This is a genomic window from Ensifer sp. VA4 (genome assembly GCF_055710065.1).
Genome location: NZ_JBVQPO010000001.1, coordinates 15,581 through 29,386, shown reverse-complemented (window position 1 = coordinate 29,386; position 13,806 = coordinate 15,581). Strand labels below are relative to the sequence as shown.

Here is a 13,806-nt window from a genome sequence, read left to right as displayed (position 1 = left end):
CTGTTAACCAGCCTATGGCTCAATCGGGGCGGACCCGTTATCATCGGGCTGTGTCGTGTGAACCAGAAGAGCAACATCCGGGCGACCGGAAGAAGGAGCAAACGAGAAAAGCGCGCCTGTCCAGGCAAGCCTGGAAAAATGCGCTGGCCCGAGAGGGCAGGGTGAAATCTGTACGGTAGTTCATCCGTCTCAAGACTTTGTGGAGACGAGCATGGCAGACGTGATCAGAATTCAGGACCGAAAGGTTCGCGTACCGCCGCGTAGACCACCGGCCATATCGAGCGGAGCCAAAGTGCTTCTGTTCACCGGCATCCGCTACGAGCGCCTCGACCGTGACCCGCAGCCGACGGCCCCGGATGGACGCCGGATCAAGAAGCAGTAGCGTTCGCGTTCCCGCGTCGACGACCGGCGACGGCCGGGCGCCTGTCCTTGGCCCGAAACATCAGGGCCTCTTCAGCATAATTCTTGCACTGAACGTAATCTTTGCCTTGGCTATCTGCCGAGCGCGGCAGCGACTGCGCGGCAATCCGTCTCGCGTCCGAAGCACTTAGCGCCGAAATGGCTCACAGCTTGATTCCGCAAGGAAGTTGCGGACCTGCTCCTCGAAACTGTCGACCGGCGCCATCGCCCTCAGAACGGCATAGCCGTCCTGTTCCTTCATCTCCACCATGATCGATTGCGCCAGCGCCGGCGGCGGCGACTTGCGCAGTTCCACCAGTTGAATCGGCGTCGCGACGACAAGATCGAGCTTGCCGTTGACTGCCGTGTGGTCGTTCATGCTGAAGACTTCATTCGAATTGCTGTCGAAGACCGCAAGCGACCAGAACGGCACATTGCCGCTAGCGAGGAAGCGCGCCGGTCCGTCCGAGATCGAGAAGCTGCAAACGGCCGTCCTGAGATAGGGGTCGTCATTGGCAAGGCCGGTCGGCCCCGGCGTGCTCGTCAGCGCGAAGAAGCTGTCCATCTCCAACAATCCCAGCACGCGGGTATAGGCGTCGCGGCCGGTAAACTGCGGCAGCGCCAGGATGATGATGATGTGCAGCAGGGCGGCGCCGACGAGGCCGAGGACCGTGGCGAAGAGAACCTTACGCATCGCCGCACCCGGTCTTGGTGATGATTGGCATGGCGAGGTCGAGCAGCCCCGACGAACCTGCCGTCGGCGTGTCGAGCAGCGTCAGAACCAGTCGGAAGGTGCCTGCATGACGCAAGGCCAGCCAATTGTCCGGCTGGGCGTTCGGCGACACATGGATAGTGAAATTGCTGTTTTCGCTGCGCAGCACCGTCCAGGAATTGACGGCCGAGGGCAGGTCGGAGCCGGGACGCAACGGCAGGCCGTCGGCATTCGCCGCATAGAGCGTCCAGAAGCGAGCCTGTGGCGTCAGCCCCGTGACGTCATAGGAGCAGGAAGCCTGGAGCTTCTGGCCCTTGTCGTCGGTCTGCGCGCTGAACATCAGTCCTTCGGCGCCGCCGTAAAGAAGTTCTCCGGCGCGCGCCCGGTGCGCCTTGGCATAGGGATCGGCGTTGATCGTCTGCGCCTCCGGGAAAGCGACCCACGGGCCGATCGCGATCGAACCGAAGCCGACGGTCGCCTTCAGCGCCCATACGGCCGAGGCAATGCCGCCGCCGAAGGCGATGGCAAGGGCGAGCGCGACGAGGAAGGGGATTCGGAACAAGGGCGGCTCTATCGGAAATCGTTCTGCGGCGGGGCAAGATGAGTTTGCCCCCATATCTCGCCGAAATCGGCGACCGGTGCAACGGCCGCCGACGCGGCGCGTGCGGCTTCCTGTCGAGATCGTTGCCGCAGGTCTGCGCGGGAGAATCTAGTTGCTGGCGGCATTGGGATTCGTCTGTCCGGAGCGTTTTTCTTCGGCAGTACCGAGGGCGGCGAGCTTGCCGCCGCTCTCCGGCGCTTTCAGGGCCGGTGCCTTTTCAAAGGTCTCGCCGATCGTGCGTAGCAGGCGGGTAACCTCGGCCGACAACGAGCGTGGACGGACGAGTGGCGGCAGGGCATTCTCATCCGGCTTCGCCGTCGCGACCTGCGGCTGTTTCGCCGGCGCCGTCGGCGCGACTACACCGGGGATCGCGCGGTGCTCGATGCCTTGCTCGGCATAGTCCATCAGCCGTTTGAACGTCATCGCCGGCAGCGAACCGCCGGTCATGTTGTTGGTCGAGGTGTAGTCGTCGTTACCGAACCAGACGGCGGTCGTATAGTCGCCGGTGAAGCCGACGAACCAGGCGTCGCGATAGGCCTGCGTCGTGCCGGTCTTGCCGCCGACGACGATGCCGTTGTCGAGGGCGGCCTTGCGCGCGGTACCGATGATCGGGATCTGCGTCAGCATCGAATTCATCGACGTATTCGCGGCTTCCGAAAGCACGCGCCGCGCCGGCGGTTCGTCGCGACCGAAGTCGTAGAGGATATCGCCGTCATAGTTGAGGATCTGGCTGATGCCATGACGGCGCGACTGTACACCGCCCGCCGGGAACACCGCGTAAGCCGTCGCCTGATCGAGCACGGTGACTTCCGATGTTCCGAGCGGCATGGTCTTGTCGGTACGGAGTGGGGTCTCGATACCCATCGCCTTGGCGGTCTGGGCGATCAGATCGGTGCCGAGCTTGTCCTTGGCGAGGCGCACGGGGATGGTGTTGATCGACTTGGCGATCGCCGTCAGGATCGTGATGCGCCCGGCATAGCTCCGGCCGTAATTCTGCGGCGACCAGCCACGCCAGGTGATCGGCGCATCGACGACGACCGTTTCCGGCGTCATGCCCTTCTCCATCGCCGCAGCGTAGGTGTAGACCTTGAAAGAGGAGCCCGGCTGCCGCAGGGCGCGGGTCGCGCGGTTGAACTGGCTCTCGCCATAGTCACGGCCGCCGACCATGGCCCGCACCGCGCCGCCATTCTCGATCATGACGATGGCGCCCTGCTTCACATGGAAGCTCTCGCCATATTGGCGCAGGCTCGATTCCACCGAGTCCTCGGCAGCGTTCTGCAGGCCCATGTCGATCGTGGTGCGCACGATCAGCGAATGCTGCGCAAAGGGGCGAGCGATACGCTGAACCTCGTCAAAGGCCCAATCGAGGAAGAAGTCGGGCGCTTTTACCTGCGCGCGGTCGATAACGCTGGCTGGATTGAGGCGTGCGGCGATCACCTGGCCCTCGGTCATCAGCCCGCCCTGGACGAGGTTGGTCAGAACCTCGTTGGCGCGTCCGCGCGCGGCCGGCAGGTTGACGTGCGGCGCGTAGCGGGCCGGCGCCTTGAAGAGCCCGGCGAGCATAGCCGACTCCGCAAGGTTCACATCGGTGATCGACTTGCCGAAATAGAACTGCGCGGCCGCAGCCGCCCCGAAGGTGCCGCCGCCCATATAGGCGCGGTCGAGATAGAGCCGGAGGATTTCCTTCTTCGACAGATTGCATTCGAGCCAGACCGCCAGGAAGGCTTCCTTGATCTTACGCTCGATCGTGCGTTCGTTCGACAGAAAGAGATTCTTGGCAAGCTGCTGCGTCAGCGTCGAGCCGCCTTGGACTACGCCGCCGGCGCGGGCATTCTCGGTCATCGCGCGGGCAAGGCCGAGGAAATCGATGCCCCAATGGTCGAAGAAACGGCGGTCTTCGGTCGCGAGCACCGCCTTGATCAGATGGTCGGGCAGCTCGTCGATCGGTACGGAATCTTCGTGAATGATGCCGCGGTGGCCGATTTCATTGCCGTAGCGATCGAGGAAGGTAACGGCGAAGTCGCTCTGGGCGCGCCAGTTGCCCTTGGTCTCCTCGAAGGCCGGAAGCGCCAAGGCCAGCATCAGCACCGAGCCGACGGTACCCCAGGTCATGCCTTCGCCGAGCACCTCGAACACGACCCTTTTCCAGCCCGTGACGCGAAACCGGCGGAAGAAGATGGTGGTGTCTTCCCACCATTGCGCCAGTTTGAAGCCGGCATTCCAGACCGTGGAATCGATCCAGGAGTCGATTCTGAGAAAGATGTGCCGTTTTTTCGGCCGGTTATCGTCTTTCCTCGGTTCCCGCACGTCTCGACGTCCTGAAGGCTCTGCGGCATCATGCCGGCGCCGTGTAATATTTGCACGGCGTCAAATTCCAATCTACTTGCATATCGCGCCGGCGGCCTTAAAAAACCGGCAATTTTCTGCGAAATTTCTGTATCGCAGGCTATTTGACGAAAGTGTGATGACGATGGGCGAAATGCCTTTCTGGAAGGCGAAGAGCCTTGAGGACATGACCAATACGGAGTGGGAAAGTCTCTGCGACGGCTGCGGGCTCTGTTGTCTGAACAAGCTGGAGGATTGGGATACCGGCGAGATCGCCTGGACCGCGATCCGTTGCACGCTTCTCGATGGCGAGAGCTGCCGCTGCAGGGACTATGAAAACCGGCAGGCGACGGTGCCCGACTGCATCCAGCTGACGCCCAAGGCCGTGCGCGAGATCACCTGGCTGCCGCCGACCTGCGGTTATCGGCTCGTCGCCGAGGGGCGCGATCTCTATTGGTGGCACCCGCTGATTTCGGGCGATCCGGAAACGGTTCATGCTGCCGGCATTTCGGTGCGCGGCCGCACCGTCGCCGAGGACGACGTCGATATCGAAGACTATGAAGACTATATCGTCACCTGGCCGTTGGAAGTGGGGCAGGAAAGCGTGGAATAAGAGGGGATTGGCCGGCGTTCGGGATCGATGTGCGCCGGTACCGCGCGAACCGGAAATCCACTTCCTCTTGAGGCAGCCCAAAGCATGTCGCGCAAATGTGCGCAGCGGTACTGCGACAACGATATGCGAAATATCAATGGCTTAAAGCGCAAGGAGCGAATCTCGAAGATCGCGATGTGCCTTAGTGGCTGCCGCCGTTCTTCTTGACGAGGCTTTTCGGCGCGACGTTGCGCCAGGCGGTTTCCATCGACTGACGGACGAGGCCTTCGTCCGCTTCGACGAAGTAGAATGAGGTCCAGCCACGATCGCCCCAGCCGCCGGGCACGGCGGCGCAGACCCCAGGCTCCATTTCCAGGAGCATGCGTTGTTGGTCAGGCGTGAGTTTGAAGACCGCACGACCGGCCTCCGGCAAGGTCATGAAAATGCGCTTGCCCACGCGGAAGTCCCGTGTGCCGAAATGCGCGTTCTCCTCCGTTCCCGGCAAGCTTAGCGCGAGTTTTTCAATCTCTTCGGTCAGCATACGGAAAGAGTAACATGGTTTTTCCGAATGGCCAAAAGGCTGAAAATAGCCACAAATATTCAAGGGCCGCAGCTTCTGCCACAGCCCTATCCGTTTGCGCAATGACACGACACAAGCGTTGCAGGATGCGGCCCATCCTGGCACTCAAGGTTCAACTTCGTGTTGCGTCTTGCATAGCTCGGGATGGTGGTGGCGAGAACCAGCTCGCCACCGACGGCTTTACTCGGCCGGTTGGATCGGCTTCGGGGTGCTTTCGCCGGCAGCGCGCATGGCGCGCCATTCGTTTTCGAAACGGTCGAGCAGCGATTGCGGTACTGTGGACTGCTGAGATGCGGGCTGGTTGTTCGCGAGCGTCTGCATCCGATCCTCCGGGCCTATGACGGTTTCATGACGTTTGACGGGGCGGACAATTTCACATCGTAAAGGCTTTGTAAATCAGTGGCTTAAATCATTTAAACGATTAGAAAATATTTAAATCGATTAATTTTTGGTTGATCCACAGCCGTCCGTCGGTGCGCATGCATGCCGGTGTCGATATGTCAAAATTAGGCATTCTTTTGAAGTAATTTCGCGGACATCTTTTCTGCCGCGCAGGCCAATCTTGGCGCTGTTCAGCGGCTGATGCATGTGCCGAACGCGAGGGACGCTCGCGCCCTCGGTGGGGAAACCGTGGCGACGAAATCGAAGCGTGTCAGTGGCTTAGTCTGGCTTTCGGAATCGAAATGCGATCATCTTGAATCAACCTTGCAGGATGGTGACTCAACTTTTGAACGATCGCCGCCAAGGGATTCAAAGGAATTGCGAATCGCTTCCTGCTGGATGCGATATCCCAGCGTTCAGGATATGGCGGATACCTTCGGTGACGCGACGCGAGAGCCTTGCCGACCTCTCAACCCTAGCGGAACATGCTTAACAAAAGGCTGATTTCCGCCTGCCGCGAGCAATGCCGCAGAGCATGAGACCATATCCTCACGGCGCCCCTCGAGGCGAAACTGCCGCATGAAGTGGCGATTGCGGCCTTCAACCGGGTTCCGTCGGGAACGGAATCGCTGCAATCTAGGGTCGGATTTCCGGTGAGGTCGATGGGTTCCGCGATGGGCGCCCGGCGGGTCGGAAGGCCGACATTCATTTGCCATTCAGCCTCGTTCGGTTATTGCTTCTGCTATGATGCTTCCCAAGTTGAAAGTGCGTTCATGTCTTCACCAGTGATCATAGCCGCGCTTGCTGCAGGCCTCGCGGGCTTCAGCCTGCCTGCGATCGGTGTGCCGTCGGATAACGTCGTCCGCGTGTCCGGCGATTGCAGTGCGGCCGCTGCACAGGTGGTCGCCGACACCGGCGGCGAATTGCTGTCGGCGCAGCCGACGTCTGATGGCCAGTGTGTGATCACGGTGCTCGTTCCCGGTAATGGCGGGCGACCGAAAAAGGTGACCGTCAAGGTGCCGATGTAAGCCATCCCTGTGGCGCCATGCGTCTTACCAGGTGCAAAGGTCACTGTGGCGCTTTGAAAGCCTGCATGTTTCTATCGTAAATCGGCTAGGATTGAGCCGAAGCATGCAGCCGGATGGCCGCGAGAGGAAGTAGAGACGAATGCGCATTCTGATTGTCGAGGACGACGCCAACCTGAACCGGCAGCTCGCCGAGGTGCTGAAGGAGGCCGGCTACGTCGTCGACCAGGCCTATGACGGCGAAGAGGGACATTATCTCGGCGATGCCGAGCCCTACGATGCCGTGATCCTCGATATCGGCCTGCCGGAGATGGATGGCATCACGGTACTGGAGAAGTGGCGCGGCGACGGCAAGACCATGCCGGTCCTGATCTTGACGGCGCGCGATCGCTGGAGCGATAAGGTCGCCGGCATCGATGCCGGCGCCGACGACTATGTCGCGAAGCCCTTCCATGTCGAAGAGGTTCTCGCCCGCATCCGCGCCCTGATCCGCCGTGCTGCCGGGCATGCAAGCTCGGAGATCGTCTGCGGCCCGGTGCGCCTCGATACCAAGGGTTCCAAGGCAACCGTGGATGGCGCGGCACTGAAGCTGACGTCGCACGAGTTCCGGCTGCTCTCCTATCTCATGCACCACATGGGTCAGGTCGTTTCGCGCACGGAACTGGTCGAACATATGTACGATCAGGACTTCGATCGCGATTCCAATACGATCGAAGTGTTCATCGGCCGGCTGCGCAAGAAGATCGGCAACGATCTGATTGAAACGGTGCGCGGTCTCGGATACCGAATGCAAGCGCCGAGCAATGGCAATTAGATCGCTCACAGCACGCGTATTGGCGGTTTCCACCGTCTGGGCGGTCGTCGCCCTGGTCGTGATCGGTGTGGTCATTTCCGAACTCTATCGCCAGGGTTCCGAACGCGGTTTCAAGGACCTGCTGCGGGCGCAGCTTTTCAACGTCGTCAACTCTATTTCCGTCAACGAGAAGACGGTGCTTTCAGGCAGTCCGCAGCTCGGCGATCTCCGCTTTTCGCAGCCGCAGACCGGCTGGTACTGGATCGTCGATCCGATCGGCGAATTCGACACGCCACCCCTGATCTCGACGTCTCTCGGCAACGGCAAGCTGCCGATCGCCAGCGTCGATGAGGTTCCGTTCGACACCGGCTACGTCCGCTTCTATACCACCAAGGATCCGTTCGGTAACGAGGTCGAGGTCTCCGAGACCGAGGTCGTGCTCGACATCCAGGGCCACACCGCGCGCTTTCGCGTTGCCGGCAACCGTGACGTGCTCGAGGCTGACATTAATCGCTTCACCCGTAACCTGACCATCGCACTCTCCATCTTCGGTCTCGGCGGACTCGGCGTGAACGCGCTCACCATTCTCTTCGGCCTGCATCCGCTCGATCAGGTTCGTCGCTCGCTGGAGAAGATCCGCACCGGTGAGAGCGAGCGGCTTGACGGGGCCTTCCCGCGCGAGATCCAGCCGCTGGCCAACGAGGTCAACGCGCTCATCGACAGCAACCGCCGTATCGTCGAGCGTGCCCGTATGCAGGTCGGCAACCTTGCGCATTCACTGAAGACGCCGATCGCCGTTCTGCTCAACGAAGCCCGCGTGCTCGATGCGCCGCATGGCGAACTGGTGCGGAACCAGGTGGATGCGATGCAGACGCAGGTTCAATCCTATCTCAGCCGCGCGCGGATCGCGGCGCAGCGGGAATCCGTCCTGGCGAGAACCGAGGCACAGCCGGCGCTCGAACGTCTCGTTCGGGTGATGCGCAAGCTCAACCCGGAAAAACAGGTTCACCTGTCGATCAATCCGCCGGCATTGGTGCTTGCGATGGAATTGCAGGACGTCGAGGAAACCGTCGGCAACCTGCTTGAAAACGCTGCCCGCCACGCCCGTGGCGAAGTGTGGCTGAATGTGCGGCCGGCGCCGAGCGAGCTTCATGCGAAGGAGCCCGGTAGACAGTGGATCGTGCTCGACATCGATGACGATGGTCCTGGGCTCAACCCCGACCAGATCGCGCTGGCGATGAAGCGCGGCAAGCGGCTTGACGAAAGCAAGCCTGGAACCGGGCTTGGACTCTCGATCGTCAGCGAGATCGTGCGGGAATACCAGGGCAGCATCACGCTGTCGCGGCGGGACGAAGGGGGACTGCGCGCGCAGCTCCTGTTGCCGGCCGCAGCGTAGGGCGGGATGACGAAGAGTGCACGGGCGTTCGTGATCAAGGTGTCACACCCGTGCTCGAAAATGTCACGGCGGCAGGGCGCGCCGTTGCCTCGGCAAGCGGGGAATGCCAAAAGAAAATCAAGGACAAGTCGTCATTTGACCCGAATGCACGGGGTTCACGAATACGGCTTCGGATAGGAATGGTTGAGTGTCGCGGATCATGAGGAACCAGGCAGAAATGACACGGACTTTTGTCGTTGGCGGTAGGATCGCGGTGATCGCGTCGGCCGTGGCTCTTGCCGGTTGCGGCACCCCGGGCGGCAGCAAGGGGGCTGTCGCCGGCCTTGGCTCGACCGCCACCCGTGGGGTTTCCTCGACGACCTACATCGCTGCGCTTCAGGGCGGAGTGATCGGTCGTATTGCCGATCTCGATATCGGTTCGTCCGACCGCCAGCGCGCGCTCGAGGCGGAGTATCGCGCGCTCGAGGCAGCGCCGGGCGGCCAGCCGGTGACCTGGGACGGACGCGGCGTCAGCGGCTCCGTCGTTGCGGCCGCTCCCTATCAGGTCGGATCACAGAACTGCCGCCAATACAGCCATACCGTGACGATCAAGAGCCAGGCGAAGACGGCACGCGGCGCTGCCTGCCGCAATCCCGACGGCAGTTGGACGCCGCTCACCTGAGCGCGCCTTCTCGGGCGTCCGAAGCGTTGCCAGACGGCTTCATCGGCTGTTGCGGCGAAACGCCTCAAATCTCCGTCATGGCGGGTTTTCGAGTTGGAATGGCATGGGCCTCATAGTATTGAGCGTGCATGTTGTTCTGGATCCTCGTCGCCATTTTGACGGCGGCCGTTGCCGTCGTGCTGATCCTGCCGCTGATGCGGGCAGGGGAAGCCCCTTCGTCTCCCTACAGCCATGACATCGAGGTCTATCGCGACCAGCTCGACGAACTGAAACGCGATCAGGACAGCGGCCTGATTTCGAGTGATGATGCCGAGCTTGCGCGGGCCGAGGTGGCGCGCCGATTGCTGGCAGCCGGCGAGAGCGACCGGGTAGTGACGCCGGCCGTTTCGCCGCGGCGCGGGGCCAATCGTCTGGCCCAGGCCTTCGTGCTGCTCTGTCTTCCCGTCGTCGGCCTTTGTCTTTACCTGCTGACGGGTAGCCCGGGCGTGCCGGCGCAGCCGCTTGCCGCTCGTCTTGCCGATCCCAATGGCGACATCAATGTCCTGATCGCCAAGGCTGAAAACCACCTTGCGGTGAACCCGAACGACGGCGCCGGCTGGGACCTGCTCGCGCCGATCTACATGCGCAACGGACGTATCGAGGAAGCGGTTGACGCCTATGACCGGGCGATACGTTTGCTCGGACCGACGCCGGCGCGCCTCGGGGGATATGCGGAGGCGCTCGTCGTGCAGTCCGATGGTCTCGTGACAACGAAGGCCCAGGAGGCACTCCAGCAGGCGCTGGCGCTCGATCCCAATGACCCGCGCTCGGAATTCTACCTTGCCCTCGGCCTCAAGCAGGAAGGCAAGAAGGACGAGGCCCTGACCGCCTTCAATAGGCTGGTCGCGACGTCGCCTGCCGATGCGCCCTGGCTGCCGCTGGTCAAGCAGCATGTCGCCGAGTTGACGGGCGCCGCCGCCGGCAGCGCAGCGGCACCCGGCAATCCCAGCGCCGAGGATGTCGCGGCCGCGGAGAACATGAGCAGCGGTGATCGGCAGGAAATGATCCGCGGCATGGTCGAAAGCCTCGAAAGCCGCCTCAAGGCAAATCCTGACAACCTCGAAGGCTGGGCGCGGCTGATCCGCTCCCACGTTGTCCTCGATCAACGAGACAAGGCGGCGGCAGCGCTAAAGGAGGGGCTGAAGACCTTCCCGGCCGATGGCGACGGGGGCAAGCAGCTCCTGGCGCTTGCTCGTGAACTCGGTATTGCGACCGATGGAGTGACGCAATGACGCGCAAACAAAAAAGACTGGCGATCATCGGCGGCGGTGTCGGCTTCCTGGTTCTCGCAGCCTTCCTGGTGATGTTCGCCTTCAGCCAGGCGATTGCCTATTTCTACGTGCCGAGCGATCTCGCCAAGGCCAACTTGTCGCCGGGTACGCGCATCCGCCTCGGCGGCGTTGTCGAAGGGGGATCGGTAAAGCGCGGCGACGGTAAGACCGTCACCTTCACCGTCACCGACACGCTTGCCGGCGTGCCGGTAACCTACACGGGCATCCTGCCCGACCTGTTCCGCGAGGGGCAGGGCGTGGTAACGGAGGGAGCCTTCGTTCAAGGGAGCTCGGTCTTCGTGGCGGATACGGTTCTCGCCAAGCATGACGAGACCTACATGCCCAAGGATGTCGCCGACCGCTTGAAGGCCCAGGGCGTTGAGCTCAGCGGGAAGGAAACCATCAAATGATCATCGAGCTCGGACATTACGCGCTGGTCCTGGCATTGGCGACGGCGGTCATCCAGGCCGCTTTGCCGATCCTCGGTGCGCGGCTGAATGATCGCGGCTTGATGGAGTTGGCGTCGAGCGCTGCGGTCGCCTGTTTTCTGCTGGTCGCCTTCGCGTTCACGGTGCTGACCTTCGCTTATGTGACCTCGGACTTCTCGGTCCGCAACGTCTGGGAGAACTCCCATTCGCTGAAGCCGCTGATCTACAAGATCTCGGGCGTCTGGGGGAACCACGAAGGCTCGATGCTTCTGTGGCTGCTGATCCTGACATTTTTCTCGGCGCTGGTGGCAGCCTTCGGGCGCAATCTGCCGGAAACGCTGAAGGCGAACGTGCTCGCCGTGCAGGGCTGGATCGCCATGGCCTTTGCTCTCTTCATTCTCTTGACGTCCAACCCGTTCGCGCGGCTGGTCCCGGCGCCGGGCGAGGGCAAGGACCTGAACCCGATCCTGCAGGATGTCGGCCTCGCCATTCATCCGCCGCTGCTCTATCTCGGTTATGTCGGCTTCTCCGTCTGCTTCTCCTTTGCGATCGCCGCACTGATCGAGGGCCGGATCGATGCCGCCTGGGCGCGTTGGGTCCGCCCGTGGACGCTTGCCGCCTGGACCTTCCTTACTGCCGGCATTTCCATGGGATCCTACTGGGCCTATTACGAGCTCGGCTGGGGCGGCTGGTGGTTCTGGGATCCGGTGGAAAATGCCTCCTTCATGCCCTGGCTGGCGGGCACCGCCCTTCTGCATTCGGCTCTGGTCATGGAGAAGCGCGAGGCGCTGAAGATCTGGACCGTGCTGCTCGCGATCATGACCTTCTCGCTGTCGCTGCTCGGCACCTTCCTCGTCCGTTCGGGCGTCTTGACCTCGGTTCATGCCTTCGCCACGGATCCGACCCGCGGCATTTTCATTCTCGCCATCCTCGTCTTTTTCATCGGTGGCGCCTTCGCGCTCTTCGCCTTGCGGGCCTCGCACCTGAAAGCCGGCGGCATATTCGCGCCGATTTCACGCGAGGGTTCGCTGGTCTTCAACAATCTCATCCTGACGACGGCCGCGGCGACAGTCCTGACCGGTACGCTCTATCCGCTGGTGCTGGAGGCGCTCACCGGCGACAAGATCTCCGTCGGTCCGCCGTTCTTCAACATGACCTTCGGCCTCTTGATGCTGCCACTGCTCTTCGCGGTGCCGTTCGGTCCCTTGCTCGCGTGGAAGCGCGGGGACATCGTCGGCGTCTCCCAGCGGCTCTTCGCTGCGGTCGCGATCGGTCTCGTCTTCGGCACAGGCTACTTTTACGCGATGAATGGCGGCCCGGTGCTGGCGCTCTTCGGCATCGCTCTCGGGGTCTACCTGATCGTGGGTTCCGTGACGGATGTCGCGTTGCGTTCCGGCCTCGGCAAGGTTGCGGGTAATGTCGCCTGGCGGCGCTTCACCCGCCTGCCGCGCTCGGCCTTCGGCACTGCGCTCGCCCATATCGGTCTCGGCGTCACCCTGATCGGCATCGTCGCCGTTACGGCCTTTGAAACAGAGACCGTCGTCGAGATGAAGCCAGGCATGACAGTCGAAGCCGGCGGCTACACCCTGCGCTTCGACGGCATGCGCAACGGCAGCGGCCCGAATTACACGGAAGAATCCGGCCACTTCACCATCAGCCGCGGCGGTGTTGCCGTCTCCGAGGTCTGGTCGTCGAAGCGCCTCTACCAGGCGCGCCGGATGCCGACGACGGAAGCCGGCATCCGCACCTTCGGCCTCAGCCAGCTCTACGTTTCACTCGGCGACCAGATCGGCGAAGGCGGCATCGTCGTGCGCATCTGGTGGAAGCCGATGATCCTGTGCATCTGGGGCGGAACGCTGTTCATGATCGCGGGCGGTTTCGTGTCCTTGAGCGACCGCCGCCTGCGGGTCGGCGCGCCTGCGCGGGCCAAGCGGCCGAAGACGGTGCCGGTGGGAGCTGCCGAATGATGCGTCTGCTGCTGGCACTCCTGCTGTTCGTCCTGCCGATTGGCGCGGCCTTCGCGGTCAACCCGGATGAGGTGTTGGCAGACCCCGCGCTGGAAGCGCGGGCGCGGGCGATCTCGGCCGAGCTCCGCTGCATGGTCTGTCAGAACCAGTCGATCGACGATTCCAATGCAGAGCTTGCCAAGGACCTGCGTGTGCTGGTGCGCGAACGCCTGGCCAATGGCGACAGCGACGAGGCGGTGATCGATTATGTCGTGTCCCGTTACGGCGAATTCGTGCTGCTGAAGCCGCGCTTCGAAACGAAGACACTGATCCTGTGGGGCATGCCCGCAACCCTGCTTCTCGTCGGGGCGATCACCCTCGTCGTCGCGGCCCGCCGTCGCGGCACCCAAGCAAAGGGGACTCCGCTTTCCGAGGATGAAAAGGAAAAGCTGAAGAAGCTGCTTCAGCCCTGACGGTCGGTCCGGGGTCGATGACAATTGCCGCCCTGGCCCAATAATCTTTTGAAATCGCTGAAAGATTGTCCGTGGCGGGCACCAAAGGTGACGGCGCGTGTTGTCTCCCGTCGGCCGGCAATCCATGCGTTTAGCATCGCGTCTCGCAACATTACCAAAAATTCATCTTCCGGACAGAACTCAG

At 62.3% G+C, this 13,806-nt stretch carries 15 protein-coding genes; 10 read left to right on the top strand and 5 right to left on the bottom strand.

All coding sequences use genetic code 11. The annotated features are described in order from the left end of the window. Nucleotides 1–211: 211 nt before the first annotated feature. A complete protein-coding gene (locus tag AC0C6X_RS00115) occupies nucleotides 212–382 on the top strand; it encodes a hypothetical protein (RefSeq protein ID WP_173515953.1) in 171 nt (56 codons plus the stop codon). 165 nt (nucleotides 383–547) lie between these two features. On the opposite strand, the gene AC0C6X_RS00110 is transcribed toward AC0C6X_RS00115, so the two are convergent. The 3 genes from AC0C6X_RS00110 to AC0C6X_RS00100 form a co-directional block, all read right to left on the bottom strand. Beyond that, the gene (locus AC0C6X_RS00110; protein ID WP_472951249.1) at nucleotides 548–1,093 is read right to left on the bottom strand and encodes a DUF1254 domain-containing protein; all 546 of its coding nucleotides are present in this window, start codon (nucleotides 1,091–1,093) and stop codon (nucleotides 548–550) included. Next, nucleotides 1,086–1,673 (bottom strand): DUF1214 domain-containing protein, encoded by a 588-nt coding sequence (locus AC0C6X_RS00105; RefSeq protein WP_173515955.1) that lies wholly within the window; start codon nucleotides 1,671–1,673, stop codon nucleotides 1,086–1,088. Before AC0C6X_RS00105 ends, AC0C6X_RS00110 begins: the two co-directional genes overlap by 8 nt. 147 nt (nucleotides 1,674–1,820) lie before the next feature. Continuing rightward, on the bottom strand, nucleotides 1,821–4,019 hold the full coding sequence (locus AC0C6X_RS00100) for a transglycosylase domain-containing protein (RefSeq protein ID WP_472951247.1): 2,199 nt from the start codon (nucleotides 4,017–4,019) through the stop codon (nucleotides 1,821–1,823). A gap of 163 nt (nucleotides 4,020–4,182) precedes the next feature. Here AC0C6X_RS00100 and AC0C6X_RS00095 point away from each other — a divergent pair, with 163 nt between their 5' ends. Then, on the top strand, nucleotides 4,183–4,650 hold the full coding sequence (locus AC0C6X_RS00095; protein WP_472951823.1) for a YcgN family cysteine cluster protein: 468 nt from the start codon (nucleotides 4,183–4,185) through the stop codon (nucleotides 4,648–4,650). A gap of 181 nt (nucleotides 4,651–4,831) precedes the next feature. Here the strand turns inward: AC0C6X_RS00095 and AC0C6X_RS00090 are convergent, their stop codons facing one another. Both AC0C6X_RS00090 and AC0C6X_RS00085 read right to left on the bottom strand, forming a co-directional pair. Next, nucleotides 4,832–5,170, bottom strand: a complete 339-nt coding sequence (locus tag AC0C6X_RS00090; protein WP_173518101.1) for an MmcQ/YjbR family DNA-binding protein — start codon at nucleotides 5,168–5,170, stop codon at nucleotides 4,832–4,834. Between the two features lie 219 nt (nucleotides 5,171–5,389). Then, nucleotides 5,390–5,530, bottom strand: coding sequence for a hypothetical protein (locus AC0C6X_RS00085; RefSeq protein ID WP_472951245.1), 141 nt, complete (start codon nucleotides 5,528–5,530; stop codon nucleotides 5,390–5,392). Between the two features lie 833 nt (nucleotides 5,531–6,363). On the opposite strand from AC0C6X_RS00085, the gene AC0C6X_RS00080 reads away from it, so the two are divergent. The 8 genes from AC0C6X_RS00080 to AC0C6X_RS00045 all read left to right on the top strand — a co-directional run bounded on the left by AC0C6X_RS00080 (nucleotide 6,364) and on the right by AC0C6X_RS00045 (nucleotide 13,622). Then, entirely contained in the window at nucleotides 6,364–6,618 is a 255-nt protein-coding gene (locus AC0C6X_RS00080; protein ID WP_472951243.1) for a hypothetical protein, read from the top strand. A gap of 139 nt (nucleotides 6,619–6,757) precedes the next feature. Next, nucleotides 6,758–7,429, top strand: coding sequence for a two-component system response regulator FeuP (gene feuP / locus AC0C6X_RS00075; RefSeq protein ID WP_472951241.1), 672 nt, complete (start codon nucleotides 6,758–6,760; stop codon nucleotides 7,427–7,429). Next, the gene (locus tag AC0C6X_RS00070) at nucleotides 7,419–8,804 is read left to right on the top strand and encodes a sensor histidine kinase (RefSeq protein ID WP_173515958.1); all 1,386 of its coding nucleotides are present in this window, start codon (nucleotides 7,419–7,421) and stop codon (nucleotides 8,802–8,804) included. Before feuP ends, AC0C6X_RS00070 begins: the two co-directional genes overlap by 11 nt. Before the next feature lie 217 nt (nucleotides 8,805–9,021). Then, complete coding sequence (locus tag AC0C6X_RS00065; RefSeq protein WP_246304272.1) at nucleotides 9,022–9,465, top strand: hypothetical protein; 444 nt, start codon at nucleotides 9,022–9,024, stop codon at nucleotides 9,463–9,465. A 128-nt stretch (nucleotides 9,466–9,593) separates the two neighbouring features. Beyond that, nucleotides 9,594–10,736, top strand: coding sequence for a c-type cytochrome biogenesis protein CcmI (gene ccmI / locus AC0C6X_RS00060; protein WP_247957913.1), 1,143 nt, complete (start codon nucleotides 9,594–9,596; stop codon nucleotides 10,734–10,736). After that, nucleotides 10,733–11,185, top strand: coding sequence for a cytochrome c maturation protein CcmE (ccmE, locus tag AC0C6X_RS00055; protein ID WP_173515960.1), 453 nt, complete (start codon nucleotides 10,733–10,735; stop codon nucleotides 11,183–11,185). Before ccmI ends, ccmE begins: the two co-directional genes overlap by 4 nt. Beyond that, nucleotides 11,182–13,170 carry a heme lyase CcmF/NrfE family subunit gene (locus AC0C6X_RS00050; RefSeq protein ID WP_247957912.1) on the top strand — a complete coding sequence of 663 codons (1,989 nt, stop codon included), beginning with the start codon at nucleotides 11,182–11,184 and terminating at the stop codon, nucleotides 13,168–13,170. Before ccmE ends, AC0C6X_RS00050 begins: the two co-directional genes overlap by 4 nt. After that, complete coding sequence (locus AC0C6X_RS00045) at nucleotides 13,167–13,622, top strand: cytochrome c-type biogenesis protein (protein ID WP_247957911.1); 456 nt, start codon at nucleotides 13,167–13,169, stop codon at nucleotides 13,620–13,622. Before AC0C6X_RS00050 ends, AC0C6X_RS00045 begins: the two co-directional genes overlap by 4 nt. Nucleotides 13,623–13,806: the final 184 nt, after the last annotated feature.